This is a genomic window from Ureibacillus sp. FSL K6-3587, assembly GCF_038593165.1.
In the GTDB taxonomy this organism is placed as follows: domain Bacteria; phylum Bacillota; class Bacilli; order Bacillales_A; family Planococcaceae; genus Ureibacillus; species Ureibacillus suwonensis.
The window spans coordinates 799805-826315 of sequence record NZ_CP151969.1; the positions used below are offsets into that span (position 1 = coordinate 799805).

The following is a 26511-nucleotide window of genomic DNA, read 5'->3' on the forward strand; positions in this document are numbered from 1 at the left end:
TTCGATTTCGCTCTTTTTTATTGCTATATCAGTATTTTTCGTGTTTGGCGATTATCCGTGTTCTATATTACTTGGTTTTTGCGCTTGGCGATTATTTCTCTTTCTGATTCCCCATTTTTAAATACTCTTTCCAAGCCGTGAGTCCCCCTTCTAAAACTGCGACATCATAATCCTGCTCAGCTAGAATGGTTGCACATTTCGTTGCTGAGTTGCCGGTTGTGCAAGTGACGATGATTTCACTCCCTCGCGGCAACGCGGGAAGTTCTTTTTCTTTGTTTTCTTCCAGTCCAAAAATCTCTTTTTTATGGATATTAATCGATTGAATATTATCCCCTTCAATATGGAAATTGTTATATTTCTCCTGATCCCGGACATCTAATACCACAAGTTGCTCTTTTCGTTGCATTTTTTGCATTAATTGTTCAGGCGTGATTGTTTTCAATGGCATGTCCATTCCTCCTATTTAAATAATAAATCCCCTAAGCACTCTTATGCTTAAGGGACGAGTATTTCTATTCTTTTTTCTGCTTAATGTTTGGCAGCGGTTGGGAATTATAGATTCTTGAATACGGCGGAACGGATTGGGTGAGCCAAATGTTTCCTCCAATGATGGAGTCGTGGCCGATTTTCGTATCTCCGCCAAGAATCGTTGCCCCCGCATAAATGATGACATTGTCCCCAATATCAGGATGGCGTTTGATTCCTTTAATCGGATTTCCATGTTCATCCAATGGGAAGCTTTTCGCACCAATTGTCACACCTTGATAAATTTTTACGTTTTTCCCGATGGTGCTTGTTTCCCCAATGACTACTCCAGTTCCATGGTCAATGAAGAAATACTCCCCGATTTTGGCTCCAGGGTGAATATCGATGCCAGTCAAGCTATGGGCATGCTCAGACATGATTCTTGGGATAATCGGAACCCCGGCCTCGTAAAGTTCATGAGCTATCCTATGTATTGTAATGGCTGTGATGGAAGGATAGCTGAATAAAATTTCTTCCAATGATAAGGCTGCAGGATCGCCATTGTATGCCGCCTGTATATCTGTTTGTAGGATTTCACGGATTTGCGGCAATTTATTGACTAAGTCAATGACGATTTCTTCCGCTTTTTCTTCAGGTTTACTTTCACCGCTGTTTTCCAGCACTTTCGAAATAATGTCTTTTAAATCGAGTACTGTTGATCTTAAAATGTTTCCTATATTTGTTTCCAACCGGAGTTCATCTTTATATATGTCGCAAAAGCAAGGATATAGCACTTTGCGGAAATTCTTCAAAATTTTGATAATCTTTTCTTGTCCTTCAAATCCAATGGACTGTTCAATTGGAAAATAACTTTTATGAACATCAAGCAATGAATTGGCGATGTTCGGAACCCCTTCATTTATCCAATTGTCTAATTTCAATGAATCCACCACCCTAATCTTATTGTCGCGGTTTTTCTAAAAATTTTTATTTATTGCTATCATATAAAACTTTCTCTACGTTTATCAACTATCTAATATTTTTCCAACCAATGATTAGGTAAATATTTACATACCCCGTAAAACTATTTTAGATACTAACATAAAAACTTGCTGGAAAAAAGCCTCCAGCAAGTTTACGTTGTTCATATTCATTTGAAGATCAAGTAATTATCCGGTTTGCTTTCAACCACTACTTCTTCCGCGCTGATCGTATCACCGAAAGCGGATTTTAACGTTTCTTCATATGCGTTTGTAAAGAATTTTTCTTCATATAATTTTTCAATTTCAGCATTTAACCATTCCAGTAATTCCGTATTCCCCTTTTTCACTGCAGGAGCGATATAATCCAAATCCCCTAATGTAGGCAAAGCCACTGTAAAGTCCGGATTTTCATTTGCCCAACTGAACAGTAATGCGTTGTCTTGCGCTAACGCATCGCCACGTCCATCTTTTAACGCTTCAAAGGCTTCATTGATTTGGTCGAATTTTACCAACTCTACATCCGGATGATTTTTCATAAAGAATGTTTCAGCCGTTGTTCCTTTAGGCACGATCAATTTTTTCCCTTTTAAATCGTCAACGGATGAAATTGGCGCACTTTTTGGAGAAACGACACCAATTGCCACTTTCATATATGGAAGAACAAAATCTACTTGCTCCGCTCTTTCTTTTGTTACTGTAAAGTTGGCAAGCACGATATCCACTTTATCAGATTTCAACAAATCTACACGAGCTTGCGGTTCAGTGATGACATATTCGATTTTTGACTCATCGCCAAGCAAATCTTTGGCAATCCGTTTTGCTAACGCAATATCATATCCTTGGTTTTCGCCGTTTGCATCCACATAACCAAATGGCGGTTTATCGCTGAATACGGCCACTCTCAATACTCCACGTTCTTTGATTTCATCGATAACGGATTTGCTTTCGGATGGTTCGTTGTCATTTGCGGTCTCTTCTTCTTCCGATCCGTTGCTGCTGTTAGCGCCGCATGCAGCCAACACCAGTGTTAATAATGCAATGATTAAAAATGCATAAATTTTCTTCATATTCTTTCCTCCTAAAATTTTAATATATTGATAAACTGTTGTGCCCTTTGTGTTTGCGGGTTAGCAAAGAATTCCTTTGCAGGTGCCTTTTCATGAATCTTTCCTTTATCCATGAAAACCACTTCGTCTGCCACCAATTCGGCAAAGTTCATTTCATGGGTCACAATTAACATGGTCATCCCCTGTTTGGCCAACTGGGCAATGACTTCCAACACTTCCCGGACCATTTCCGGATCGAGGGAAGCTGTGACTTCATCAAATAACATCATTTTGGGATTCGTACAAAGGGCACGAACAATGGCAATCCGCTGCTTTTGGCCTCCTGATAATTCCCTCGGATACGCATTGGCCCGATCCGCAAGGCCCACTCTTTCCAAAAGTTCCAGCGCCTGCAATTCCACTTCTTCCCGTTTCCGTTTTTGTACTTTTATAGGAGAAAGCAGAATATTCTCCATTACCGTCATGTTCGGGAAGAGGTCATAACTTTGGAACACCATACCGATTTTTTGGCGAACTTCCCGCCATTTCGATGTTTTCGTTAAGTCTTCTCCTTCAAAAATAATCTCGCCGCCCTGCACTTCCTCTAGGCCATTAATGCATCGCAAAAAGGTGCTCTTTCCGCATCCGGATGGCCCTAATATGGCAATCACTTTTCCTTGTTCTACATGCAAGTCAATTCCATCAAGTACAACCCGGTCTCCGAATTTTTTTACAAGACCGTTGATTTCCAATATCGGCGCCATAATCTGTTCCCCTCCTTAAGCAGCCCATTTCCGTTCCAGTCTTCTGGAAATCCGGGACAACGGAAAACAAATGCAAAAATAGAAGAAAAAGATAATCCCATAAATCCAGAAAGCCACGGTTGGATGTTGTGTGTTGTAAAGCTGGATAATTTGCTGGCCGACTTTTATCACTTCCACAACCCCAATCATTGTGAGCAGGGCTGTCGTTTTAATCATCCTCGTAATCAAATTGATCATCGGGGGAATGGAGCGTTTGGCCGCTTGTGGCAGCAGCACGTAGCGATACATTTGAAATTTGCTCAACCCAAGGGCAATGCTTGATTCCACTTGGTGCTTTGGCAGAGAAATAATGGCGCCGCGCACAATATCGCTCAATTCCGCCGTTCCCCATAAGCTGAACACAATCAGCGCCACCATATCAGCACTTAATTCCACATTGAAATTCACCGGCACAATGTAATAAATCACAAACAGCCAAACCAAAATCGGAATGATGCGAAACAGTTCCAAATACAACTTGAACGGGAATTGCACAAACTTATTTTTCGATGTGCGGATCATACCGATCATAATGCCCATCACTATCGAGATGACAATGGCAATCAAAGCAATCCGCAGCGTATGGAAGAGTCCTTCGAGCAATCGCATAAAATTGATTCCTTCAAATAAAACACTAACGCCCGAATTCAGCATAGCGGACTCTCCTTTCCAGCCACATTAAAAACAATGAGATTGGCAACAAAATGATCAAATAGCCAATAACAAGCATGAATAACGCTTCATTCGTCTTGTAGTAAATTCCCATCAAGTTTTTCGTTGTATTGGTCAATTCCAAAATGGCAATCCCACTGAATACAGATGTTTCTTTGATCAAGAAAATGCAGTTTGCTCCATAAGCCGGCACGCTGTAAGAGAAAGCTTGGGGAAAAATGACATAACGCACAAGTTGAAAACTGCTCAATCCCAACGCTTTACCGCTTTCCACCTGCGATTTTGAGACAGCTTCCATGCCTGCACGAAATGCTTCAGCCATGTAACTGCCACCCAAAAACGTCAATCCGATAATGGCACACATTTCGCTGCTTAAAGTGATTCCCACTTTCGGCAGTCCGAAATAGAGGAAAAAAAGTTGAATCAACAATGGCGTATTTCTTGCAATCTCTAAGTATACTTGCACAAGTTTGTCCAATATTTTGACTTTAAAATATTGGATACTGCTGCAAATGAGACCCACAATCGTGGCAAAAAGGATGCCGATCGCTGCAAGCTTTACAGTCAACCATAACGCCGTCTTGTAGAAGGGTAATACTTCAATAATGTATTGCCAATCCATGGTTACTCTCTCCCACCATTGCCAGATGAAGATTTGGCATTCAACGTGTCTCCAGGTTGCAAGATTTGAACACCATGTATATCCACAGTTTCAAGATATTTAATGCCTGCTCCTGTATTCAGGCATACAACAAGCTCCTCTTCTCTAATCCACCCTTCCTCACGCAGCTTTCTTGCTGCCGCAAAAGTAGCGGCACCTTCCGGACAGATGAAGTTTCCTTCAAAAGAAGCAACTTGCTTTTGCGATTCCAATAATTCTTCTTCTGAAACTGCGATGGCACAACCGCCCGTATTGTAAACCGCTTCAAGCACCAAGAAATCGCCGAGGGCTTTCGGTACATTGATTCCAAATGCACTCGTAGTCGAATTTTCGAAAAACACGGATTCCTTTTCGCCTTTTTTCCAAGCTTCCACGATTGGTGCACATCCTTCTGCCTGCACAGCAACTAAACGCGGAAGTTTCCCCTTTTCAATCCAACCGAGCTCCAGCATTTCCAGTAAAGCTTTATAGATGCCGATGATTCCGACACCACCGCCTGTTGGATACAGAATGACATCTGGCACTTTCCATCCAAGCTGCTCGACAATTTCATACCCCATTGTTTTCTTTCCTTCGATTCGATAAGGCTCTTTTAATGTCGAAGCATCATAAACGCCTTCTTGTTGAACCAAATGGGCCACCACTTTCCCCGCATCGCTGATCAAACCATTGATCAGATGCAAGTCTCCGCCTGCTATGTACACTTCTTTCCTTGTGATAAGCGGTGCATCAAGAGGCATCACGATAGTGGCTTGAATATCCGCTTTTGCACAATACAAAGCCCAAGCTGCACCAGCATTTCCATTCGTTGGCATCGCAAGTCGGACAACGCCAAGTTCTTTCGCTTTCGATACACCTACACTTGCCCCACGTGTTTTAAAGGAGCCTGTCGGGATAATGCCTTCATCTTTTATGTATAAATGGTTCAAACCATATTCAGCACCGAGTTTTGGCAACGGTTGAAGGGGTGTCCCACCTTCACCAAGCGAGACAATATGTTCTTCTTGTACCACTGGGAGCACTTCATGATAGCGCCATAAATTTTTAGGCCGGTTTGAAAGTGCCGCTTTCGAAATTTCACTTTTTGCCTTTTCCAAGTCATAACGAACGAGCAGCGGTGATCCGCATTTACATAACTGCTGAATTTGACCTGCATCATAATGTTTATGACATTTAGGGCATTCCAAATGTGAAATGTAGCTAAATTGTGTCATACTGTTCTCCCTTCTAGTTGAAAAAGAAAAAGACCACAAAATTCCCACTAGAAGAGCCGAGAATTTTGTAGTCTTTGGTTTGTCCAATCAACTACATCATTTTTAAGATTATTTTATTCAAATAATTCCTATTAGTCAACTAAATTTTAAAAGGATTGTATTTAATGGTACTCACTCCTTCTTTTCAATAAAAAATCTGCTCCTCATTGGATGGAAGAGCAGATTTTTCATATTAATAATTGTTTCTTATCGTCTTTAAAGCCGCAGTCCATTTAAGCAACTGATCCAGCATATCATCCACCACTTCTTTATGGTGGTCGGCAGGTTTGAATTTTGTCATATTTTCAAAATCCGTAAAAAGCGAAAATGCAGGATGCGTACGCACATCAGCCACCGCCAGTTCGCCCAAAATTCCCCGCAAATGTTCCGCTGCCCTTGCCCCTCCTACCGAACCGTAACTGACAATGCCGGCCGCTTTGTTATTCCAAACTTCCCGGGCCAAGTCGAGGGCATTTTTCAAAGCTCCCGTAATACTATGGTTGTATTCCGCCACAATGAAAATAAACCCGTCCAAACTTGCCAATTTTTCATTCCATTTCACAATCCGGGGATCAGATGGCTCCGCTTTTCCTAAAAAAGGCAAGTCGTAATCATCAATATCCACGATTTCAAATTTTGCATTCTTCCGATTATCCGCAATTTCTTTGATCCAATTTCCCACTTGTGGACTTACGCGGCCTTCCCGTGTGCTTCCCAAGATGATGCCAATGTTTAATGTCGTTTCTGTCATTCCGATTTCCTCCTTGTCTCTTTGATAAAACAGTGTTTCCCTATTATGGAAAAGCTATTATTTTTATTCCCCCATTGGACAGTTTTTAATGCATTTTTTACATATTGCTTGTGAAAGAACACTTATTTTTTCCTTTCCTCCAAAATATCTTTGATCATCTCAATATGGGAGGAAGCCCAAGCGTTTTCCCTGAAATGAAAAAACAAAGCTGCTGTAATGCCTGTAATATAACAAACAATAAAAATCATCCAATTTCTTGTTCCTTCTTGGAACAAAATTTTTTGGAGATGCTGGGAGAAAATCAAAAATAAAAATGGGATGGATGATACAAAAATGGGAATCATCCCTGAACCATTCTTCTCCTTGATCAAGCGGTAATAAATCAATTGCAGCACGTCACGATCCAGCGACTCATAAAACTTCCGGACTTCATAAAGCTCCTTCAAATATTTGGAGTCGTGAATCGAATCACGATTTTTCCTGAGCTGCATATATATTTTGTGAGCATCGCCCCGAAAAAAACTCATCACCTTTCACCCCACATTTTCCAAGGAATGAAGCGGATTGCCCTTCGATACATTCTTTTTCATTATTCTTCATAATTAAAAAAATAAACCGTTCACATTTTTTTAAGAAAATTTAGACTTTTATCTGTTGTATATCAGTTTTTAATTGAATATAATTGTTATACATCACAAAGGAGGGGAAGCCATGCTAAGCAATACGGAACGTAAAAATATCATTCAATTTCTAGTGACTTACTTTGGTCTGGAGCCAATCCAGTTTGTAAATATTTCGGATCGCATGCTGGAAGCTACGTATGATTTTGTTTACTCCAGATTTGAAATGGAAGCGGATATGTAATCATTTTTTCACGAAACAAAGGGGTATAAACGAAGAGATCCGTTTCGCACGAAAGAAACGACTCTATCGAATGGACGTTCTTATGAAGGATGTCTTATAAAGGAGTGCCCCTGAATTTCTCACAAAGGAGACACCCCTTTTCATATAGAAAATTGGCGGCATAAACGAATGGCTGAAGGGAATCAGCGCGTTTCTATTTAAAGAAACGCGCTCTTTTTTTATGCATTGATTCATTTTTATTTCTCTTCATTGCAACGGGAATCTTTCCATTTTGTCTTCCCCGCTCTATGGCTGCGAAAGTATCAGCACCTTGTCACCTCTTTAGTATTCGTATGCAGAAAATTTATATATGCGCTAAAGAATAGATTGTTCAAATTGTCGCACATTAAAGTCAAGAAATTTCGGAGGTGATTCAGATGGCAAAGAAGAATAAGACAACCTTCAGAAAGGAGAAAAAGGAGAAGAATAAAAAAGTTCAGAGAGAAGAATATTCCAAAGAGTTCAATCAGGCAATCCACAACAATCCTCCTGCTGAAGTAAGAAAGCCGCGCAATACTTAAAAAGATGTAAAAAAGAGCGAATGAACTACGATTCGCTCTTTTGTATTATCCAAAATATACTTGCCCCTATTTTTCCATTAAAAAGACATCAACAATTAGGATAGCATCAAAGTTTCCATGAATAAGGACCTCTCTATAAAATCTTCACCATGCACCAGCTTCCCAATTAAACGATATATTGCTTCTTTATCTTTGAACGCAAAATCGCGCGCCAATTTCTTGAGAATAGTGGTTGGTGCTATAACCCGTATGCAGTTTGGCATCCGTCCCGAATCAATCCCCTCTTTTCAATTGGATGAAAAAAATCTGTCCAATTGGCTGTTTTCTTTCCGATATACCCAGTATGATAGATTTTGAAAGAGGGGGAAATGAAAGTGTTGCCATTTATACACGGATTTATTTTGGCATTCGGATTAATCTTGCCTTTAGGTGTCCAAAACGTCTTCGTTTTTTCACAAGGCGCCATGCAGCCGAGTCTGATCAGGGCCCTGCCTGCAACAATTACCGCAGCTATATGTGATACACTTTTGATTCTGCTTGCCGTTTTCGGCTTGTCCATCATCGTATTGCAGTTTGATTGGCTCCGGACCGGGCTTTTGACAGTTGGCATCATTTTCTTGATTTACATGGGATACTCCATTTGGAAAAGTCAGCCGAAAACCAATGAATCGAACATCTCTTTGCCGGCGAAAAAGCAGATCCTCTTTGCTTTATCCGTTTCCATCCTGAATCCCCATGCCATTTTGGATACAATCGGCGTCATTGGAACAAGCGCCATAAAATATGCCGGCATGGAACAATTTTTCTTTACCTTTGCCTGTATCATGGTGTCCTGGATTTGGTTCTTCGGTTTGACGGTGGCAGGTGCGATTTTCAAAAAGTTGGATCAATCAGGCAGCATCTTAACATTTTTCAATAAGTGTTCCGCCGTTTTTATTTGGGGAACCGCAGTTTATTTGCTATTGGATTTAATGAGTTGAAAACGGTTATATTATTGGGTGAACGTACGAACTTTACTTCCCCTTTTCTTTTCAAATAAAAACAATAAGAAACTGATAAAATAACCTGCTGAAACAAGGCTGAAACCGCGGAAAATTCCCGGGGTCATAAAGAAGTAAACACCGATGGGAAGGGACAACAGAAAAGCGACAAACATAAGCCATTTAGGTTTCAAAAATTGTCCGATGATGACAAAAGCGGCTGGAATGACGGCCGCAACAAATAAATTGCCGATGATTTCAGAATCCGGTGTCTGATAAGGATTATCGAAGGAAAAAATTCCCCAAAACACGAGGCTTGCCACTGCAGAGACAATTCCTACGACCGACCCTATCATCTGCATTCGTCTTCCTCCTTATATTACTATTTGATATTTAAATGGAATATAAATCTTTTTCTTTCATTTATTTATAATTTTTCTGATCCCAATGCAATAAATATTAATAAAATTTTTTATAAAGAAAAAAGAGCCGCAGCCCTCTGAACGAGATTCACGATCATTCTCCCGAGATTACAATCACATCGAAGGGTACCGGCTCTCCATTTATTTGGACTTCCATGTATTCTACATCGGCATCCTTGGATTTTGTCAGCCTAAAGAAATGGGCTTTTTCTTCATCCCCTTCTCCACTTTCATTCAATTTCACGATTAATTTTGTTCCCTCTTTTTCGAATGTCCCTTCTACATCCGAACGGGATTTATAAACGATATAAGAAACCTTTTCTCCACTATTGATTTTTTGCAATGTGGCATTTTGATCCATTTTTTCTTCCACATTTTCCGGCAATTCATCCAATTCGACCAAGCTGATTGTAGTTGAATTGCAAGCGGTTAAAATCAGCATAATAAGTGTGAAAAAATAAATTTTTTTCATGACTACCCCCTTTTTTATTACATTCAACAGATATTTCCAATATCCTTTAAAAAATTTTTCGCTTCCTCAGTTTTATCTTGAACTCTAAATTCATAGTGCTACAATCTAATTAAACTCTACTATAGCTGGAGGTCTTTCCATGGAATTGAATGAAAAAGAACTTGAAATACTCAGTGTATTGGAAAAAGATGCACGGATTGAAACAGCCGACCTCGCAAAAATGGTGGGCTTGAGTGTGGAAGAAACAGAATCCATTTTAAAAAAATTGGAAAATGATAAAGTCATCGTCAAATATTTAACAATGATTGATTGGACAAAAGTCGATGATCATCAAGGCGTCCGGGCGATGATTGATGTGAAAGTGACCCCTAAACAAGGAGTCGGATTCGATGAAATCGCGGGAAAAATCTATCGCTATGATGAAGTGCAATCAGTATATTTAATGTCAGGCACTTATGATTTATCCGTCATTGTGGAAGGGAAAACATTGAATGAAGTGGCGAACTTCGTATCCCAAAAATTGTCCACATTGGAATCTGTTGTTTCAACAACAACCCATTTCATCTTGAAAAAATATAAACATGATGGAATCATCTTGGAACAAGAGAAAAAAGATAAGAGAATTGTGGTGTCATAACATGAAGGCTACAAAAAAATCCTATGTTTCAAAAACCGTAAGAGATTTAAAACCCTCAGGCATTCGTCGTTTCTTTGATTTGGCAGCAGGTATGGAAGGCGTCATCTCCCTTGGTGTGGGTGAACCTGATTTTGTCACACCTTGGCATGTCCGGGATGCGGCCATCCGCTCCATTGAAGATGGGTATACTTCCTATACTCCAAATGCGGGTCTCCTTGAATTGCGGGAAGAAATTACAAACTATGTGAAAAATCGGTTTCATGTAGAGTACTCCCCTTCCGAAGTCATCGTAACAGTCGGCGCAAGTTCAGCCATTGATACAGCGATGAGAACGATTTTAGATCCTGGGGATGAAGTGATTGTCGTAGAACCTTGTTTCGTTTCATACAGTCCGATGGTGACGTTGGCCGGGGGTGTACCGGTACCGGTGCAGGCGTTGAAAGAAAACGATTTTAAAATTCTTCCAAGCCAAATTGAAGCGGCCATTACCGACAAAACAAAAGCATTGATGATTTGCTTCCCTAACAATCCAACAGGCACACTTTTAAATAAACAGGAATTGGAAGCGCTTGCTGAGATTGTAAAAAAATATGATCTACTAGTAATTTCCGATGAAATTTATGCGGAACTTACATATGACGTGCAATTTACAAGCATGGCCTCCCTTCCTGGCATGCGCGAAAGAACCATTTTGGTGAACGGGTTCTCAAAAGCATTTGCCATGACAGGATGGCGCCTTGGCTTTGTATGCGCACCGAAAGAAATTTCAAAAGAAATGCTGAAAGTGCACCAATACGCGTTAATGTGTGCATCCACCGCTTCCCAATATGCAGGAATCGAGGCATTAAGAAACGGTGAGGAAGAAGTGGAAAAAATGGTGAAAAGCTATCGTCTCCGCCGGAATTACATTGTGAATTCCTTTAATGAGATGGGGCTTACTTGCCACATGCCTGGCGGCGCCTTCTATGCATTCCCTTCCATTGAATCAACGGGCTTAAGCTCCCAGGAATTTGCTGAGCGATTATTGAAGGAACAAAGCGTGGCTGTCGTTCCTGGCGATGTCTTTGGTGAAAGCGGCGAAGGGCATATCCGCTGCTCCTATGCCACATCGATGGAAGAATTAAGAGAGGCTATGAAACGGATCAAACAATTTATTGATTCTTTATAATATGGATGGAGATGAACAGACTGCCGAGTTTGCTTGGCAGTCTGTTTTATTATTACTAATCTTCCTTTTTTTGAAATGAGGTTCTCTTCAAAAAACTTAACGCTTTCTTTAATATCTCCCCAAGGTTAGGACATTGGAAACTTCATTTTATCCAGTTAATCTGCTACACTCATTCATAACCATATTTTGAAAATATTGGTGGGATACGTTTGAAACTTAGGTTGTTCTGCGGATTATTTGCATTTTCATTTCTGGTCCTTGCAGCATGTTCCGACAACACCGACGTTTCGACAAAAATTAAAGCCAATCCTGAATCTGAATATAGCACCACCTTTGAAAAGCTTAAAATTGGAAAAATAATCGACTATGATTTTCAGATAGCAACTGAGGATCATCTGGTTTGGGTAACGGTTTGGGCGGAAGAATACCAGAATGGAAAACCACTTTCCGAACCGGTCACGCTCATCTCCTATGGACTGGAACCTGACGAAACAAGCCAAGGTCCTTTAGGCATTGGAGCTTTTGAAACTGAAGATGGCGCCTATCTGTTTCTTTATAACGAAAGTATCACGATGAAACCTAGAAAAATCGGCATTCCGCAAACCGGATATTCCGTGAGCGGTTGGCAATATGCTTTAGAAGAGGAATCGTTGGAAAACAATCAATCTTACTTATTAGCGGTATATCGGGCAACAGATGGTGAAATGGCCACTTACAATTTTCAAGATGAAAAAGACGTTCAGCAAATGATTCAAGACACCAATTACGCTTTACTCATTAAAATGAAATTGTAAGAGCGTGAAAGCTAATTATTATTGAGTATAGGAGTTGAATCGTTTGGATACTTTTGCGGAAATTTTACGCACAATTTTTGTATTCATTCTTATTGTCGCTTCCGGTTTTTACTTGCGCCACTTGGAAAAAACAAGAAAAGAGAGGGCATTATCCCCTTCAGAACGGGCGATGTTGATTTCGCTTAATATCGCATATTTACTATTTGCCGCCAGTATAGTGGTTTCCGTATTTTTTTAAATAAAAAAGGCTTAGCTCCAGCTGAACTAAGCCTCTTTTCATTACTGGGACGACTCATCGGAAGCGGCAAGCTCCGACTCCACAAGCCACTTGTAATTTTTCACCTCTTCCCCGGTTGTTGTGGTGAAATCCACTACATACACAGGACCTTCATCGGCCGATTCAATGGTTGCCGTTGCCCCGTCCATCCCTTCGATATGGTCTGCATTAATAACCAATTCTCTTCCTGGTTCCATCGGCGCTCCACTTGCCCCATCCAATTCTTCATGAATCACCCACTTATAATTTTCCACTTTCTCCCCGCCGGTTGTCGGTCTATAGGAGATCTCGTATGCCGTTGTATCATATACGGCTACAACCACTCCTTCCGCTCCTTTCATCCCTTCCATATGATTGGCGAAAATCTTCACTTTGGTGCCAACCGGGAATGCCGCATTCTCTGCAATTTTCAAATTCAGCGGCACAGAGCCGGTGCTGTCTTCAATTTCGTCAGCCTCTTTCGTTGGTGCCTCTTGCTCGGCAACATTTCCCTCTTGTTCGTCATTCTTGTCCAATTGTTCCGCAGTATCCCCGCAAGCTGCAAGCAATAGAATGAAGCCGAATAAAAAGATTTTGAATGCCCATTGCTTTTTCATAAAATCACCCTGTTTTTTTATTTTTTAGGGTTCGTCAATTTTGTTCTTTTATACATGATTTTGCTAAAGAAATATGATGGTTCTGAAACAAACGGGATGTCCATTCGTACCATTTAATAAGGGGGTGAAAAGGGGATGGAAACGAAAAAATGCAGCAAATGCGGAGGAACAGAATTTGCGGAAGGCTCGGACTTTATCGCTGTCAGACCAAGCAAAATGTCGATGAGAGGCAGCAACAAAATTTATACTTTTTGTTTACACTGTGGAGAAGTGGCCTCCATTCGGATTGAAAATACAACGATCTTCAAAAAGAAATAAAAAGGGATGTATAGGGAAACCTTGATGCCAAGTGTTTCCCTATTATTTACTTCACCGCCGCGGAAATTCTCTTAAATATGCCGAACCCTTTCATTTGAAGGGCCATTTTTTCTTTGAGGAGAAGGGGCTTTTGCACATAAACGGATATGTCCCCGATGGTGATTTCATGATATTGTTGCATATTTTTCGGCTTGAAAAGAAGCACAACAAGTTCTTGCACATCCGGGGCGCAACAGCTTCGCACTTCCAACAATTGCACGGTCAATTGATTGCCCTTTGAACGGATCCGCTCTTTTACCTCTTCATCCATTTCTATAAGCATGCTAATCCCCCGTTTCTGAAAAGTTTCCTTATATCTTATACAATTCGGATGATAAAATGAGTACTCTTTGAATCAATTGCGCATAGTTTGTTGGAAAGAAGCAAATAAAAAATCGCATGCCCCAACTTGGGACATGCGTAATACCCGCCTACTTACCCAATTCCCTCACTTGGACGGGAATCAAAGAATTTTCCAAACGGGGGCGCAAATGTTCATATTGGGATGAGAGCATCAACCGTTATATCAAGCCGATTGCAATATGTTGAATATTTCACCAGAGAAACCTTTTGAAAATAAGAAAACTGATAAGATACATCCTATCAGTTTTCCAATGGTTCTTTATCTTCCTGCCGGTTTGCGCTCTCAAAGGCAATTAATGCACATCCCAACTTTTTCTCCAAAGCCTGGATTTCCGCCAACTGTTCTTCGGATAATTGGGCATATTGCCAGTTTTCCATTTCCTTCACCTCATCAAGAGTATAGACAGGAAACGGGAAATTCAATCCATCCCGTTTTAGCCGACCATATCCCGGCTTCTTAAAAACTCCGCACTTCTCACTTCTCCTCAACCTTCGTAAAACTGGACCCCATTTCTTTGACTTTTCGCTCGATATAAAGCTTGATCCGAACGGGATATAAGCGTTTTCGCATCAGTTCCATCCTGCGGGAAGATGGCGATTCCCATGCTGGAAGTAATAACAACCGATCGATCTCCCAATTGGTAAGGGACTTGAAAGATATCTTGCAGCCGCTTTGCCACTTCCACAAGCGTTTGTTTTCCGCGGATATCCCGGATCAAAATGAGAAACTCGTCCCCGCCAATACGGCAAAGAACATCCCCTTCCCGCACATTCTTTTTCAACCGATCCGCCACCTTGATCAATAGCTCGTCTCCCATGTCATGGCCCAAAGTATCGTTCACTTGTTTAAAGTCATCCAAGTCGATAAACATGATGCCGAACATGGAATTCTTCTTGCCCGCTTCATCCATGATTTTTTTCATTTCCTTTGTAAAATGGAGCCTGTTCCAAACACCTGTCAGCGGATCATGGAATGCAAAATACTCCAGCTGCTCTTCATAAGTTTTCTTCTCGGTGACGTCCCTTATCACCCATTGATTCACATATTCCTGTTCAAACAAAACACGCCGAACCGTGATTTCAACCCACAATTCTTCCCCATCGATCCGCTTCACTTTTTCTGTCGCCGGCTCCCCTTCTTTCAGTGAGAGAGGGTGTTCCGTTTGAAGCAACCCCCCTATGGACGTCCCGATAATCGCATCTTTGGAGTCCGCACACACAATGTCAAGGGCAGGCTGATTCGCGTAAATGATGGTATCATCATTTGTCAAAAAAATGGCGTAAGGAAAATGGTCCAATAAATTGCGGTAACTTGCTTGGCTTAATTCCAGTTTTCGATGCATTTCCATATGTTCAGTAAAATCTTTGTACATCCCCACTGCAAGCACCTTCCCGATATTTACTGCACCATAGGAAGCCAAAATATCCAATATTTTTCCGTCTTTTCTTTTTCTTTTCGTTATATAGTGAGGGACATTCTTTCCGCTTCTTAACGTGTCCAATAATATTTCATATTCTTCTTTATTTTGAAAAATAAAATGATCGGGAGTTTTCAAATCCTTCGGTTCCCATCCAAGAAGCTTTGTAAAGGCAGGATTCGCCAATAAGATTCTGCCCTCATAATCAACGGTGAATAAGGCATCATTGGAGTTGTTCCATACTATTTCAAAAACACTGGTGTCAGATTGTCTATTAACCATTCATTTCTCTCTCCTAACGGACAAAAAAATTATCTTCCCAAAACACTATTGGAAAATAGAAGTTTTTACCTAGGTCTTTCCATGAAAAAAATATTTCCGATTGTGGCATAATTTGATCCAGCCAATCGGCAAATAGGATTAAACTCCCTTATTTTTATATGCGAATGGTCATAAATTTTTTCATCAATATGCACGAATACCACTTCACCTATAAACAAATCGCAGGCAGGTGTTTCGTCATTGCTCCCGCCTAAAGGAATGCCTTTCACAAGCTTGCATTCCATCCGCACTTTCGCTTCTTGTACACCGGGAACGCTGACAATTTCACTTTGTGCCGGAGTCATATTTGCAAATGCCAGTTCACTTTCACCGCTTGGCAAATTTGCCGCTGCGGCATTGAATTGCTCTATATTGTCATCATCCGCTATATGTACAACAAATTCTTGGGTTTCATATATGTTTTTTGCGGTATCTTTCATCTATCAAACGACTCGTCACAGTTGGTTACTAGTCATGTATAAAAAATCCAATTAAACTAGTAGTAGAATACTTGAATTAAAGGGAGAGAAAATTCACATGCCAGTTTACCATAAACTTGTACGTGACCGTATTCCTGTAATCATTCAACAATCAGGAAAAAAATGCGTTACGAAAATATTAACGGACGAAGAATATAGAAAAGAACTTCAGAAAAAAATGACAGAAGAACTAAATGAATACGTACAAGCCGAAAGTTCTGAACAAGCCATCGAAGAATTAGCAGATCTATTAGAACTTATTCATGCCTTAGCGAAGTGTCACGGCTCCACCATCGAAGAAGTCGAAGCATTCCGAAAAAAGAAAGCTGCTGAACGGGGAGGATTCGAAGAAAAAATCTTTCTCATTGAGGTGGAAGATGAGGGACGTTGAGTTAGTAACCGAACGACTCATTGATCATTTGATTGATGGAATCGAAAAATCTTCTACTATATGTATCTTAGTCTCCTTTCTGATGAAATCGGGCGTAGAACTTTTGAAAGAGTCACTCCAACGAGCAGCGGAACGTGGGGCGGATATTAAAATTTGTACGGGCGATTATTTATTTGTAACGCAGCCGGAAGCATTACAGGCTCTTTGCAACCTCCACGAAAATATAGAAGTTCGATTATACAAAAGCAATGGAACTGCCTTTCATCCGAAATCCTACATGTTCGAGTTTGAAAACAATGGGTATTTTATAGTTGGTTCTTCGAATCTCTCAAGGTCGGCACTGACAACAGGGGTGGAGTGGAACTTGGCTGTTAGTGGGGAAAAAGAGGTCTATGAAAAAGCGCTCAATGAATTTACGAAGCTGATGTACCATGAACAAACCGTGCCCGTCAATGAATTCACGGTGAAGGCGTATCAAAAAGAATATGAGACGTATCATCAACAACATCCCAATTTAGTAAGAACGTTGACCACTTCAGAAGAAATCGAATTAATGCTTCCTACGAAAAAGAAAAATAAAGTCCCTTATGAAGTTGTCCATGAATCATCCGCGCCATATGAAACGATTCAACCTCGTTTTGCTCAAATCGAAGCACTCGAGGAACTAGAGAAAACTATAGAAGAAGGATACAATCGAGCGCTTGTCGTCATGGCAACGGGTCTTGGAAAAACGTATTTAGCTGGTTTTTTTGCCAAACGATTCAATCGGGTGTTATTTATTGCCCATCGGGAAGAAATTTTACATCAAGCGAAACAATCCTTTCAGCGTATTTCAATAGAAAAAACATGCGGTATCTATAATGGCAAACAAAAAGAACGACACGCCGATTACATATTTGCTTCGATTTTTACGCTCAGTATGAAGCAGCATTTAGAAGTTTTTGATCGAGATGAATTCGATTTAATTATTATCGACGAATTTCACCATGCAGCAGCAAAGTCGTATCAGCGCGTATTAGACTATTTTAAACCTTCCTTTTTACTCGGGATAACCGCGACACCGGATCGTCATGATAATAAAGATGTGTACGCCATTTGTGATGGAAACGTTGCGTATCGGATCGATTTTTTAGAGGCGATTCAACGACAATGGCTCGCTCCTTTCCGTTACTACGGTATTTATGATGATACGGATTATAGTCAACTCACATGGTTAGGAACGAGGTACGATGAACAGGAGCTTCTTCAAGTTCAGCTGCGGAAAGAAATGGCCGATAAGATATTACAGGCTTGGGAAAAACATAAACAACCACGCACACTCGTCTTCTGTTCATCCATTAAACAAGCTGACTTTTTAGCCCATTATTTTCAACAACACGGCTATCAAACGGTTAGTCTCCATTCGAAGCAAATGGAGATCAGTCGAAAGCAAGCGATTGACATGCTAACAGAAGGAGAACTGGATGCTATTTTTACCGTCGATTTATTTAATGAAGGGGTCGATATCCCAAGTGTGGATACGTTATTATTTGTGCGACCCACTGAATCGTTAACGGTGTTCACCCAACAAATCGGTCGTGGATTACGCCTGTATCCAGAAAAAGATGCTTGTGTGATCATCGACTTAATCGGTAACTATCGGAATGCGGATGTGAAGCTAAGTCTGTTTGATACCGCACCAAACCGAAAAGGGAAAGCCAACATTCATCCGACCGTTCCTGCAAGCTGTGACATTCAATTAGATACGAAAGTCATTAACTTACTTCAAGAAATGGCTCGGAAACGACAGCCGCGAAAAGAAAAGTTAAACGCGCATTATTTAGAGGTCAAGCAAGAACTAGGAAGAAGACCAACGTATTTGGAGCTCCATTTAAAAGGGAAATCTAACTCAGTGGAATATAAACAAGAATTTAAATCGTATATAGGCTTCCTACATTGGGCCGGGGAACTTTCGGAGCGAGAACGAGAAGTATTTTATCGGTATGAACCTTGGTACATAGAAGTCGAGAAAACTGGAATGGCGAAAAGCTATAAAATGGTCGTCTTGTTAGCGATGTTACAACGTGGTGTATCCGCCTGGTACGATCCGATTACCCCGGAACAAGTCGCGCCATTCTTTCATCGATATTTAACGGAAGCAGAATATCGTAAGCGTATCGACTTTTCCGATAAAGAAACGAAACGTCTTTGGGACTACGACGAGCAAAAAGTAAGCAAACTTATCGTCAACATGCCGATGAAAAAATGGAGCGGCAGTTCAAACGGACTTGTCTTCTTTGAAAACAATCACTTTAAACTAAACTTAGAAGTAAAAAAAGAAGACGAACCGATTTTATTTGAGTGGACGAAACAAATTTGCGAATACCGTCTCCATTACCACTTTGAACGAAAAGCAAACACAACGAAATGAGGGAACCAAATGGACTGCATCTTTTGTACAATGGAAAAATTTGTACTCGAAAACGACCTTGCCTATGCCATATTCGACAAATACCCAGTAAACCAAGGTCACCTGCTCATCATCCCAAAACGGCACACCGCCAATTACTTTGACTTAACCGAAGAAGAACGGCTAGCCATCGATGACCTTTTATTTCAAAGCAAACAGTTCCTTGATGAAACATACCAACCCGATGGCTGCAACATCGGCATTAACTGCGGCCAAACCGCCGGCCAAACGATTTTCCATGTCCATGTCCACCTCATCCCAAGATATAAAGGAGACATGAACGACCCAAGAGGCGGGGTACGTGGGGTGATACCAGATAAGCAGAAATATTAGTTTATCTGGTGAAATCGTTTATTAACAAATGTAAATTAGTCCGTTTCACCTAACGTCGCCATAAGTTCATACATTTCAGCATCTAAGAAATTATTCACAATTCCCCAATAATAACCAAATATATTTTTGATTTTCCTGCCGTTTTTTAAGTTACGGATTAATTGCTTAAATGTGTCCACAGCAAGATCCACTTTGTCTTGAAGTGTGTAATACGTTAAGCACCGTGTTTGGATGGTGATAATTTTCCACAATTCTTTGATCATTTTGTAATTGTCAAAAAAACAGTTCACGAGATTACGAAATTCCTTCGGCACTCGATTGCTAGTATATGTGTAGTTTAGTTGAACGTCATTACGTTTATTATATAGATCATTAGTTTTAAATAAATTTTGATGGTTAGTTTTATGGGGTGTTAATTGCTCATCATTTGTTTGTTGATTTTTCGCAGATTCTTCCTGTTTACGTTGGTTGCAGGGGGTGTCATTTCTGTTTGAACGAGAATCATCTTTCTTTAAAAAACGATTAAATATCCACAGGTTACTAGATTGTGATCCGTCTTTTCTGACCGTTTCTTTTACGGTTAAAATCCCTAACTTGACGCATTTACGCTTCATCCGATGAAACGTACTTTCAGACACCCCATGCCCGTTATTCCGATCGGAAATGGCACGTAAAATTGTACTTATGGACGCATTCGACACCCCGTACACTTTCGCACAAAAGCGGACGAGTCCTTTAAACGCTATTAACTCCGAACGAGTAAAATCTTTTTTGTGCTCAAACAAAAATGCCTCAATATTATTATTAAAATCCTTCAACGACTCAAACTGACTATACTCTTTAAAATTCTCAATCGGTTTTTGTTGAATCATACTCTCTACCTCCTCACCTGCTATATAGGAGGAAGAGCGGGAATTGGGGACTTCCTTTTACAAAATTTATAAAATGATCTCTGTAATTTGGGGACAGTCCCCTACTACTTTAAAGCGTTGAGGGACAGTCCCGCACTGCTTTAAATGGTTAAAATAGGATGAGGGCGATATCGTAACCCGCTGGCTTGATTTGGAGTAGTGGACATTGCACTCTATTGTCCTTGTGAAAGAAAGCATTAAACTACTTTCGCCCTTCACAAAACCCTCGCCCACAGTGGATTATAGTTGATTAGAATTAAGGAGCTAGCATCAATTATTACTTAACTTATTTGTGTCCGATATAATAATCTAAATCTACTTATTTGAAAAAAGAATTTTCAGTTGAGGATAAATACAAATTATGGATAATTAAAATTAGCAATTTATTTTGTAAAAAAGGTGTGGTCCTTTTGATCGTCTACGAAGCAACAAAAGCTGAATTTATGTCCGATGTGTTCGAAGATCAGCTCGTTCCAACGATATGTGAAAATTTTAATCAAAAGGTAGGTAAAGTGAATGAGCGTGAAGTCCGGGCGTGGGATAACTCGATGCAATATATGTATCGGGTGTTGAATGATGAAGAAATTCCAGATGATGCAGGAGTAGCCATCGAATTTAATATTCCTCATACTTCTAAAAGGGTCGATTTTTTGATTTCAGGCATTGATGAACATAAACGTGATTCAGTGGTGATTGTTGAGTTAAAACAGTGGGAAAGCATCGAAAAAGTCGATGGAAAAGAAGCAATCGTAAAAACGATAATAAATCGAAATTTAGTAGAAACGACACATCCATCCTACCAAGCGTGGTCTTATGCTTCGCTTATAAAAGACTACAACGAAAGCGTACAGCAAGAACAAATAAATCTTTATCCATGCGCTTATTTACATAATTACTTAGATCTTGGTGAGAGCGATCCGTTAGTTGATCCGAGCTACCAATATTACATTGAGAAAGCACCTGTATTTATTAAGGGAGGAGCTGCAAAGCTTCGTTCATTCATTAAACGTTACATTAAATATGGGGATAATAAAGAAAACTTGTACAAAATTGAAAATGGTCGAATTCGTCCATCTAAGTCACTTCAGGATGCTCTCAACAACATGATAAAAGGGAATCAAGAGTTTACGATGATTGATGAGCAAAAAGTGGTATACGAGACCGCTTTACAATTAGCAAAAGAAGCTGAGCGAACGAAAACGAAACAAGTATTAGTCGTAGAAGGTGGCCCAGGCACAGGAAAATCTGTATTAGCCATCAATTTACTTGTAGAACTAACAAATCGAGATTTAGTCTGCCAATACGTAACGAAAAATGCTGCACCACGTAATGTTTATGCTAGAAAACTACGTCAAGACTTTCGGAAAGGACATATCGATAATTTATTTACTGGTTCTGGTAGTTTTATACACGCATCTGACAACGAATTTGATGCTCTAATTGTGGATGAAGCGCATCGGTTAAATGAAAAGTCCGGTATGTTTCACAACTTAGGGGACCATCAAATTAAAGAAATCATAAAAGCATCTAAGCTTTCAATTTTCTTTATTGATGAAAGACAACGTGTTACGTTGAAGGATATCGGTAGTATTGAATTAATAGAAAAGTTTGCAAAAGATTGTGGTGCAGCTATTACGAGAACAAAATTAGAATCACAGTTTCGTTGTAATGGTTCTGATGGCTATTTGGCTTGGATTGATGACGTGTTACAAATTAGAGAAACAGCTAATTCCCATTATTTTGATACGAACTATGATTTTCGGATTTATTCTGATCCAAACGAGCTTCGAAAAGAAATCGAACGACTCAATAAAATTAACAATAAATCGCGTATTGTCGCTGGCTACTGTTGGGATTGGAAAAAAGAAAGTAAGAACAATCCAGACAATCATGACATTGTCATTCCAGAACATAATTTCAGCATGAGTTGGAATCTTGGGAACACCGAAACGTGGGCCATAGACGAAAACTCTGTTCATCAAGCAGGATGTATTCATACATGTCAAGGACTTGAATTTGATTATGTTGGTGTCATTATTGGAGAAGACTTAATCTTCCGTGATGGTGAAGTTCAAACAGACTACACGAAACGAGCGAAAACAGACAACTCTTTAAAAGGAATCAAAAAGATGATGAAAGAACAACCTATAAAAGCGAAAAAATTAGCGGATGAAATCATAAGAAATACGTATCGGACTCTCCTAACGAGAGGACAGAAAGGTTGTTTTGTGTATTGTGTGGATAAGGGGTTAGGAGATTATTTATTAGAAAGATTTAATATGATTCATGATTATTACAATGAAAATACTAAATTGAAAGAAGTTCCTATAGTAGCTGAAGAAAAGGGCGAATATAAAAAGAAAATTCCCCAATAAATTTCTCATTTTTTATGGAAAATAAAAATTTTGTACTAGGTGATCTCATGAACAAAAAAGGCCTCTTTGAAGAATTAAAAATAAGTAACAAACTCTACCCAGAAACAAACTTAATTCAACACCTGTCACCTAAAGAATATATTGAAGTATTAACTCTTCATGCGGCTCGGAAATTAAGTGAACGATTTCAAGAGTTAGCGGAAAAAAATCGTTATAGCGAGATTATTCAGTTAACTGAGCAGCTTACTCAACTTGTTTCCGATCGTGAAGAAGAGTTAGCCCTTCCGTTGTCGATGATAACTTATAGTTATTCTCATCATGAATTACCAGTAACGGAGGATACATTTCTTTCTCGTTTAAGTTTGATACATAACCAAAAACATACAATTAAAAATTTCTTTAAAACTTTAAAGTATGAAATATTGACGGCAGATGCAGTTGATTTTATGGTTAGTTTTATCCGGATGTCAGGTTTACAGCTTCTTATTCGTCCATTAAAAGAGCTAGAGAAAAATGGCGTTCCAGTACGTATTATTACATCAACATATCTCGGGATTACCGAAGTAAAGGCACTAAGAAAGTTATTAGAGTTTACCAATGTGGAAGTTAGAGTCGTAGATACACAAAAAGAATCTTTTCATACGAAAGCTTATCTGTTTCACCGGGCATCGGGATTAAATACTGTCATTGTAGGTTCTTCGAATCTATCACATTCAGCTCTCAAAAATGGACATGAATTAAACGTGAAAATTCCTGATACTTCGTTTTTACCAATTTATAATGAAACGAAAAAAGTGTTTGATTCCATTTGGAACCATGAAGAAACCGTTCGTTTAACCGAGGCATTTCTTGTATCTTATGAACAATTAGTAAAAGCACAACGTCAATTAGAGAAATCAAAAATAAATAGTAAAGTAGCTGAAGTAAAACCAGCCTATAAATATAAAAAGCCAATTACACCAAATAAAATGCAAGAAAAGGCATTAATGAATTTAAAGCATACGAGAAAAAATGGAAATAACAAAGGAGTTATTATTGCAGCTACTGGTACCGGAAAGACTTATTTATCTGCTTTTGATGTAAAGGAATTTAATCCACAAAGACTTTTGTTTATCGCACATCGTGAAGAATTGTTAGATAATGCGATTGAAACATTTAAACAGGTGATACCAAACTATCACTTGTATGGAAAAATTACAGGGACCGTTAAACAATTTGAAAAGCCATATATCTTTAGTACGGTGCAATCTCTACATAAGGATGAGACATTATATCAGTTTTCAAGTAAAGAATTTGATTATATTGTTGTTGATGAGTTTCATCATGCCGAAGCCCCAACTTATCGAAAAGTACTCGATTATTTCCAGCCGAAGTTTTTACTTGGGTTAACTGCGACACCTGAACGAATGGATGGTCGTGATGTATTAGCACTTTGTGATCATAATATTGTGTATGAGATTCGATTACGCGATGCTTTAAACGCCGATTTATTAGCACCTTTTCATTATTTTGGTGTATCCGACCATACGGTAGATTACAGTCAAATTCCTATGAAAAATGGCTTCTTCCAAGAAGATATTCTTGTCCAGGCATTAAAAACGAATGAGCGGACAGACTTTATAATCAAGATGATTAATACATATGGCTACGACGGAGAAAGAATGATCGCTCTAGGTTTTTGTACTAACATTGAGCATGCGAAATATATGAGCGAAGAATTTAATAAACGCGGGTTCAATGCGACGTATTTAACAGGTGAACATAGTATTGCGGAACGTGAAGAAATGATTCGACGTCTAGAGGATGAACAGGACCCGTTACAAATATTATTTACAGTAAATATTTTTAACGAAGGTATTGATATTCCGAAAGTGAACCTTATCCTATTTTTACGACCAACGGAATCGTCCACCGTATTTATTCAACAATTAGGACGAGGACTTCGAAAAGTAGAAGGGAAAGAGTTTGTTACCATTTTAGACTTTATCGGAAATTATCAAAAATCGTTTGTTGTTCCGCTGGCACTGTCCGGCCAGATCAATCAGAAAGCATTTGATAAAGATTCCTTAAGAGTTGCAATCACGCATGAATTTGCCGATTTGCCAGCAGGTTCATACGTAGATTTAGACCCAATCTCACAAAAAGAAATACTCGAAAAAATCGATTCCATTCGAATGAATGCGGTTGATATGCTCAAGTCTCTTTACCAACAATTTAAAAATGAACTTGGTAAATCCCCAGAAATCATGGATTTTCTGTACACTGATCAATCGCCAAGTCTTACGTATTTCATCTATAAATACAAAACTTGGGTACAAACAAAAGAAAAAATGAAAGATACTAATGAATTAGATGAAAAAATATTAAATCATCCATTGATGGTGGAAGTACTTGAGCGGATAGAAGGACAATTTCCGATCAAATGGCCATATGAGATGATCATTCTTGAACTTGCTTTTCTGCAAAAGAAAGTAACAGTTGATGATGTAGTAATACAACTTGGAAAAAGATTTGCGACAACAATTCAAAAAGAAAAACATCGTTCTCTAATTGAACATGCGATGCGTCGACTATCAAACCCTTATAAAAAACAGAAGTGGAGCTTTGGATTTATAGAAGATGATATATTTATTTTAGATGACAAGATACTCCATCTAACAGCAGATCCCGATTTTTATCAATATTTAAAAGAACGATTAGACTATGGAATTATCGAATACAGAAGAACCTATCAACCTCAAAAGTTTTTAACAAGCGGTGAAAAGCTTACTCTTTACCAGAACTATACGAGAAACGACATCATCTTCTTATTCCAAGCAGGGGTAAAAGAAGGTTCTTGGCGAGAAGGAGTTAGTCGAGTAGGTAATCATTACTTTCTTTTTGTGAACTTAAACAAAGCAGATTCTGTTGAAGAGCATTTAAAATATAAGGATTATTTTATCGACCAGTCCCATTTCCATTGGCAAAGTCAAAACCAAACATCCCATGAATCAACAGTAGGTCAAAATTATATTTATCACAAAGAAAGAGGGATCCATATTCATTTATTTGTTCGAAAGTTTGATAATATGCATGGGATGACGTTGCCATTTATGTATCTTGGAGAAGTTGACTATGTATCAAGTCACGGAGATAAACCAATGAACATTAAATGGCGACTACATCATCCCATACCAGAAGACCTATTTATTGACCTTATCCGCTAACAGAGCATCCACCGTCGGAACATCCGCGGGTGCCCATTCGAGAGTGTGTAGCTCTTGGAGGGGTGCCCATTTTAATTCTGCATGCTCTTTGGCTTTTGGTTCACCATTGATTATTTCCGCTTTGTACGTTAGCAGATTGACGATTACGGATGGGTATTCGTGATGCACTTCTTCGATTTTTTCTTGCACTTGGATGGTGCAGCCGAGTTCTTCTTTGATTTCTCGGACTAACGTTTCTTCTGGTGCTTCGCCTTCCTCGATTTTGCCTCCTGGAAACTCCCATAGGTTTGGAAGCAACATGTCAGGTGAACGAAGCGCGCATAACACCTCATCTTTTTCATTCATGATCACTGCACCCACAACACGGACTGTTTTCTTCATCAAACCGCTCCTTTTTCTAATTTCTTATTTATTTTAACAAAAGATAAAGGTTTAGACAGCTTCAACATTTATCAAAAATTGATGGGTAATTGAAAGGAGCATAGAAAATAAAACATATATGAT

Annotated in this window: 31 protein-coding genes; 13 read left to right on the forward strand and 18 right to left on the reverse strand. The window is 39.4% G+C overall.

Annotated elements, in window-relative coordinates; genetic code table 11:
- Positions 1-91: 91 nt before the first annotated feature.
- The 9 genes from NSS77_RS03865 to NSS77_RS03905 all read right to left on the reverse strand — a co-directional run bounded on the left by NSS77_RS03865 (position 92) and on the right by NSS77_RS03905 (position 7161).
- Positions 92-448, reverse strand: a complete 357-nt coding sequence (locus NSS77_RS03865; RefSeq protein WP_342470476.1) for a rhodanese-like domain-containing protein — start codon at positions 446-448, stop codon at positions 92-94.
- Positions 449-512: 64 nt separating this feature from the next.
- Positions 513-1406: a serine O-acetyltransferase EpsC gene (gene epsC, locus NSS77_RS03870; RefSeq protein WP_342470477.1), complete on the reverse strand. Its 894-nt coding sequence runs from the start codon at positions 1404-1406 to the stop codon at positions 513-515.
- Between the two features lie 209 nt (positions 1407-1615).
- Complete coding sequence (locus tag NSS77_RS03875) at positions 1616-2515, reverse strand: cysteine ABC transporter substrate-binding protein (RefSeq protein WP_342470478.1); 900 nt, start codon at positions 2513-2515, stop codon at positions 1616-1618.
- 11 nt (positions 2516-2526) lie between these two features.
- The gene (locus NSS77_RS03880) at positions 2527-3258 is read right to left on the reverse strand and encodes an amino acid ABC transporter ATP-binding protein (RefSeq protein ID WP_342470479.1); all 732 of its coding nucleotides are present in this window, start codon (positions 3256-3258) and stop codon (positions 2527-2529) included.
- 15 nt (positions 3259-3273) lie between these two features.
- Entirely contained in the window at positions 3274-3951 is a 678-nt protein-coding gene (locus NSS77_RS03885) for an amino acid ABC transporter permease (protein WP_342470480.1), read from the reverse strand.
- A complete protein-coding gene (locus NSS77_RS03890) occupies positions 3932-4591 on the reverse strand; it encodes an amino acid ABC transporter permease (RefSeq protein WP_342470481.1) in 660 nt (219 codons plus the stop codon). The genes NSS77_RS03885 and NSS77_RS03890 overlap by 20 nt, the downstream gene beginning before the upstream one ends.
- A 2-nt stretch (positions 4592-4593) precedes the next feature.
- Positions 4594-5844 carry a threonine synthase gene (locus tag NSS77_RS03895; protein ID WP_342470482.1) on the reverse strand — a complete coding sequence of 417 codons (1251 nt, stop codon included), beginning with the start codon at positions 5842-5844 and terminating at the stop codon, positions 4594-4596.
- Between the two features lie 232 nt (positions 5845-6076).
- Positions 6077-6634 (reverse strand): NADPH-dependent FMN reductase, encoded by a 558-nt coding sequence (locus tag NSS77_RS03900; RefSeq protein ID WP_342470483.1) that lies wholly within the window; start codon positions 6632-6634, stop codon positions 6077-6079.
- Positions 6635-6756: 122 nt separating this feature from the next.
- The gene (locus tag NSS77_RS03905) at positions 6757-7161 is read right to left on the reverse strand and encodes a hypothetical protein (RefSeq protein WP_342470484.1); all 405 of its coding nucleotides are present in this window, start codon (positions 7159-7161) and stop codon (positions 6757-6759) included.
- 184 nt (positions 7162-7345) lie between these two features.
- Here NSS77_RS03905 and NSS77_RS03910 point away from each other — a divergent pair, with 184 nt between their 5' ends.
- The 3 genes from NSS77_RS03910 to NSS77_RS03920 all read left to right on the forward strand — a co-directional run bounded on the left by NSS77_RS03910 (position 7346) and on the right by NSS77_RS03920 (position 9038).
- Positions 7346-7498 carry a hypothetical protein gene (locus NSS77_RS03910; RefSeq protein ID WP_342470485.1) on the forward strand — a complete coding sequence of 51 codons (153 nt, stop codon included), beginning with the start codon at positions 7346-7348 and terminating at the stop codon, positions 7496-7498.
- A 416-nt stretch (positions 7499-7914) separates the two neighbouring features.
- Positions 7915-8058 carry a hypothetical protein gene (locus NSS77_RS03915; RefSeq protein ID WP_342470486.1) on the forward strand — a complete coding sequence of 48 codons (144 nt, stop codon included), beginning with the start codon at positions 7915-7917 and terminating at the stop codon, positions 8056-8058.
- 374 nt (positions 8059-8432) lie between these two features.
- Entirely contained in the window at positions 8433-9038 is a 606-nt protein-coding gene (locus NSS77_RS03920) for a LysE/ArgO family amino acid transporter (RefSeq protein ID WP_342470487.1), read from the forward strand.
- 11 nt (positions 9039-9049) lie between these two features.
- On the opposite strand, the gene NSS77_RS03925 is transcribed toward NSS77_RS03920, so the two are convergent.
- Together NSS77_RS03925 and NSS77_RS03930 are read right to left on the reverse strand one after the other, a co-directional pair.
- The gene (locus tag NSS77_RS03925; RefSeq protein WP_342470488.1) at positions 9050-9400 is read right to left on the reverse strand and encodes a hypothetical protein; all 351 of its coding nucleotides are present in this window, start codon (positions 9398-9400) and stop codon (positions 9050-9052) included.
- A 154-nt stretch (positions 9401-9554) separates the two neighbouring features.
- Entirely contained in the window at positions 9555-9932 is a 378-nt protein-coding gene (locus NSS77_RS03930) for a membrane lipoprotein lipid attachment site-containing protein (RefSeq protein ID WP_342470489.1), read from the reverse strand.
- 139 nt (positions 9933-10071) lie between these two features.
- Here NSS77_RS03930 and NSS77_RS03935 point away from each other — a divergent pair, with 139 nt between their 5' ends.
- The 4 genes from NSS77_RS03935 to NSS77_RS03950 all read left to right on the forward strand — a co-directional run bounded on the left by NSS77_RS03935 (position 10072) and on the right by NSS77_RS03950 (position 12769).
- The gene (locus NSS77_RS03935; protein WP_342470490.1) at positions 10072-10569 is read left to right on the forward strand and encodes an Lrp/AsnC family transcriptional regulator; all 498 of its coding nucleotides are present in this window, start codon (positions 10072-10074) and stop codon (positions 10567-10569) included.
- A gap of 1 nt (position 10570) precedes the next feature.
- Complete coding sequence (locus NSS77_RS03940) at positions 10571-11737, forward strand: aminotransferase (protein WP_342470491.1); 1167 nt, start codon at positions 10571-10573, stop codon at positions 11735-11737.
- A gap of 209 nt (positions 11738-11946) precedes the next feature.
- Complete coding sequence (locus NSS77_RS03945) at positions 11947-12531, forward strand: hypothetical protein (RefSeq protein ID WP_342470492.1); 585 nt, start codon at positions 11947-11949, stop codon at positions 12529-12531.
- Positions 12532-12574: 43 nt separating this feature from the next.
- Positions 12575-12769, forward strand: a complete 195-nt coding sequence (locus tag NSS77_RS03950) for a hypothetical protein (RefSeq protein ID WP_342470493.1) — start codon at positions 12575-12577, stop codon at positions 12767-12769.
- A gap of 41 nt (positions 12770-12810) precedes the next feature.
- Here NSS77_RS03950 and NSS77_RS03955 read toward each other — a convergent pair whose 3' ends face one another.
- Positions 12811-13404 (reverse strand): YdhK family protein, encoded by a 594-nt coding sequence (locus NSS77_RS03955; RefSeq protein ID WP_342470494.1) that lies wholly within the window; start codon positions 13402-13404, stop codon positions 12811-12813.
- 135 nt (positions 13405-13539) lie between these two features.
- Between NSS77_RS03955 and NSS77_RS03960 the strand changes: the two genes are divergently transcribed.
- Complete coding sequence (locus tag NSS77_RS03960) at positions 13540-13722, forward strand: hypothetical protein (protein ID WP_342470495.1); 183 nt, start codon at positions 13540-13542, stop codon at positions 13720-13722.
- 46 nt (positions 13723-13768) lie between these two features.
- On the opposite strand, the gene NSS77_RS03965 is transcribed toward NSS77_RS03960, so the two are convergent.
- From NSS77_RS03965 to NSS77_RS03980, 4 genes are all read right to left on the reverse strand, one after another.
- Positions 13769-14044, reverse strand: coding sequence for a CC/Se motif family (seleno)protein (locus NSS77_RS03965; protein WP_342470496.1), 276 nt, complete (start codon positions 14042-14044; stop codon positions 13769-13771).
- A 320-nt stretch (positions 14045-14364) separates the two neighbouring features.
- Entirely contained in the window at positions 14365-14502 is a 138-nt protein-coding gene (locus NSS77_RS03970; RefSeq protein ID WP_342470497.1) for a hypothetical protein, read from the reverse strand.
- Positions 14503-14609: 107 nt separating this feature from the next.
- Entirely contained in the window at positions 14610-15824 is a 1215-nt protein-coding gene (locus tag NSS77_RS03975; RefSeq protein WP_342470498.1) for a sensor domain-containing diguanylate cyclase, read from the reverse strand.
- A gap of 65 nt (positions 15825-15889) precedes the next feature.
- Positions 15890-16303: a flavin reductase family protein gene (locus tag NSS77_RS03980; RefSeq protein ID WP_342470499.1), complete on the reverse strand. Its 414-nt coding sequence runs from the start codon at positions 16301-16303 to the stop codon at positions 15890-15892.
- A 97-nt stretch (positions 16304-16400) separates the two neighbouring features.
- Here NSS77_RS03980 and NSS77_RS03985 point away from each other — a divergent pair, with 97 nt between their 5' ends.
- Genes NSS77_RS03985 through NSS77_RS03995 form a run of 3 tightly spaced genes read left to right on the forward strand, consistent with a single transcriptional unit; the run spans position 16401 to position 19515 of the window.
- On the forward strand, positions 16401-16733 hold the full coding sequence (locus NSS77_RS03985) for a nucleoside triphosphate pyrophosphohydrolase (RefSeq protein ID WP_342470500.1): 333 nt from the start codon (positions 16401-16403) through the stop codon (positions 16731-16733).
- The gene (locus NSS77_RS03990) at positions 16720-19143 is read left to right on the forward strand and encodes a DEAD/DEAH box helicase family protein (RefSeq protein ID WP_342470501.1); all 2424 of its coding nucleotides are present in this window, start codon (positions 16720-16722) and stop codon (positions 19141-19143) included. Before NSS77_RS03985 ends, NSS77_RS03990 begins: the two co-directional genes overlap by 14 nt.
- 9 nt (positions 19144-19152) lie before the next feature.
- Complete coding sequence (locus NSS77_RS03995) at positions 19153-19515, forward strand: HIT family protein (RefSeq protein ID WP_342470502.1); 363 nt, start codon at positions 19153-19155, stop codon at positions 19513-19515.
- Positions 19516-19550: 35 nt separating this feature from the next.
- On the opposite strand, the gene NSS77_RS04000 is transcribed toward NSS77_RS03995, so the two are convergent.
- Positions 19551-20387, reverse strand: a complete 837-nt coding sequence (locus NSS77_RS04000) for a hypothetical protein (RefSeq protein ID WP_342470503.1) — start codon at positions 20385-20387, stop codon at positions 19551-19553.
- Positions 20388-20836: 449 nt separating this feature from the next.
- Here NSS77_RS04000 and NSS77_RS04005 point away from each other — a divergent pair, with 449 nt between their 5' ends.
- Positions 20837-22801, forward strand: coding sequence for a DUF2075 domain-containing protein (locus NSS77_RS04005; protein ID WP_342470504.1), 1965 nt, complete (start codon positions 20837-20839; stop codon positions 22799-22801).
- Positions 22802-22848: 47 nt separating this feature from the next.
- Entirely contained in the window at positions 22849-26007 is a 3159-nt protein-coding gene (locus NSS77_RS04010; protein ID WP_342470505.1) for a DUF3427 domain-containing protein, read from the forward strand.
- Here NSS77_RS04010 and mutT read toward each other — a convergent pair.
- A complete protein-coding gene (mutT, locus tag NSS77_RS04015; protein WP_342470506.1) occupies positions 25984-26388 on the reverse strand; it encodes an 8-oxo-dGTP diphosphatase MutT in 405 nt (134 codons plus the stop codon). The genes NSS77_RS04010 and mutT overlap by 24 nt on opposite strands.
- Between the last annotated feature and the right edge of the window lie 123 nt (positions 26389-26511).

What these genes read in the sequence shown, in the direction of transcription:
- NSS77_RS03965 (WP_342470496.1), bottom strand. Translation starts at nt 14,044, where the DNA reads ATGCTTATAGAAATGGATGAAGAGGTAAAAGAGCGGATCCGTTCAAAG.
- NSS77_RS03935 (WP_342470490.1), top strand. Translation starts at nt 10,072, where the DNA reads ATGGAATTGAATGAAAAAGAACTTGAAATACTCAGTGTATTGGAAAAA.
- NSS77_RS03885 (WP_342470480.1), bottom strand. Translation starts at nt 3,951, where the DNA reads ATGCTGAATTCGGGCGTTAGTGTTTTATTTGAAGGAATCAATTTTATG.
- NSS77_RS03925 (WP_342470488.1), bottom strand. Translation starts at nt 9,400, where the DNA reads ATGCAGATGATAGGGTCGGTCGTAGGAATTGTCTCTGCAGTGGCAAGC.
- NSS77_RS03875 (WP_342470478.1), bottom strand. Translation starts at nt 2,515, where the DNA reads ATGAAGAAAATTTATGCATTTTTAATCATTGCATTATTAACACTGGTG.
- NSS77_RS03930 (WP_342470489.1), bottom strand. Translation starts at nt 9,932, where the DNA reads ATGAAAAAAATTTATTTTTTCACACTTATTATGCTGATTTTAACCGCT.
- NSS77_RS03895 (WP_342470482.1), bottom strand. Translation starts at nt 5,844, where the DNA reads ATGACACAATTTAGCTACATTTCACATTTGGAATGCCCTAAATGTCAT.
- NSS77_RS03960 (WP_342470495.1), top strand. Translation starts at nt 13,540, where the DNA reads ATGGAAACGAAAAAATGCAGCAAATGCGGAGGAACAGAATTTGCGGAA.
- NSS77_RS04010 (WP_342470505.1), top strand. Translation starts at nt 22,849, where the DNA reads ATGAACAAAAAAGGCCTCTTTGAAGAATTAAAAATAAGTAACAAACTC.
- NSS77_RS03915 (WP_342470486.1), top strand. Translation starts at nt 7,915, where the DNA reads ATGGCAAAGAAGAATAAGACAACCTTCAGAAAGGAGAAAAAGGAGAAG.
- NSS77_RS03900 (WP_342470483.1), bottom strand. Translation starts at nt 6,634, where the DNA reads ATGACAGAAACGACATTAAACATTGGCATCATCTTGGGAAGCACACGG.
- NSS77_RS03910 (WP_342470485.1), top strand. Translation starts at nt 7,346, where the DNA reads ATGCTAAGCAATACGGAACGTAAAAATATCATTCAATTTCTAGTGACT.
- NSS77_RS03905 (WP_342470484.1), bottom strand. Translation starts at nt 7,161, where the DNA reads ATGAGTTTTTTTCGGGGCGATGCTCACAAAATATATATGCAGCTCAGG.
- NSS77_RS03995 (WP_342470502.1), top strand. Translation starts at nt 19,153, where the DNA reads ATGGACTGCATCTTTTGTACAATGGAAAAATTTGTACTCGAAAACGAC.
- NSS77_RS03970 (WP_342470497.1), bottom strand. Translation starts at nt 14,502, where the DNA reads ATGGAAAACTGGCAATATGCCCAATTATCCGAAGAACAGTTGGCGGAA.
- NSS77_RS03990 (WP_342470501.1), top strand. Translation starts at nt 16,720, where the DNA reads ATGAGGGACGTTGAGTTAGTAACCGAACGACTCATTGATCATTTGATT.
- NSS77_RS03955 (WP_342470494.1), bottom strand. Translation starts at nt 13,404, where the DNA reads ATGAAAAAGCAATGGGCATTCAAAATCTTTTTATTCGGCTTCATTCTA.
- NSS77_RS03880 (WP_342470479.1), bottom strand. Translation starts at nt 3,258, where the DNA reads ATGGCGCCGATATTGGAAATCAACGGTCTTGTAAAAAAATTCGGAGAC.
- NSS77_RS04000 (WP_342470503.1), bottom strand. Translation starts at nt 20,387, where the DNA reads ATGATTCAACAAAAACCGATTGAGAATTTTAAAGAGTATAGTCAGTTT.
- NSS77_RS03985 (WP_342470500.1), top strand. Translation starts at nt 16,401, where the DNA reads ATGCCAGTTTACCATAAACTTGTACGTGACCGTATTCCTGTAATCATT.
- mutT (WP_342470506.1), bottom strand. Translation starts at nt 26,388, where the DNA reads ATGAAGAAAACAGTCCGTGTTGTGGGTGCAGTGATCATGAATGAAAAA.
- NSS77_RS03890 (WP_342470481.1), bottom strand. Translation starts at nt 4,591, where the DNA reads ATGGATTGGCAATACATTATTGAAGTATTACCCTTCTACAAGACGGCG.
- NSS77_RS03940 (WP_342470491.1), top strand. Translation starts at nt 10,571, where the DNA reads ATGAAGGCTACAAAAAAATCCTATGTTTCAAAAACCGTAAGAGATTTA.
- NSS77_RS03865 (WP_342470476.1), bottom strand. Translation starts at nt 448, where the DNA reads ATGCCATTGAAAACAATCACGCCTGAACAATTAATGCAAAAAATGCAA.
- NSS77_RS03975 (WP_342470498.1), bottom strand. Translation starts at nt 15,824, where the DNA reads ATGGTTAATAGACAATCTGACACCAGTGTTTTTGAAATAGTATGGAAC.
- NSS77_RS03980 (WP_342470499.1), bottom strand. Translation starts at nt 16,303, where the DNA reads ATGAAAGATACCGCAAAAAACATATATGAAACCCAAGAATTTGTTGTA.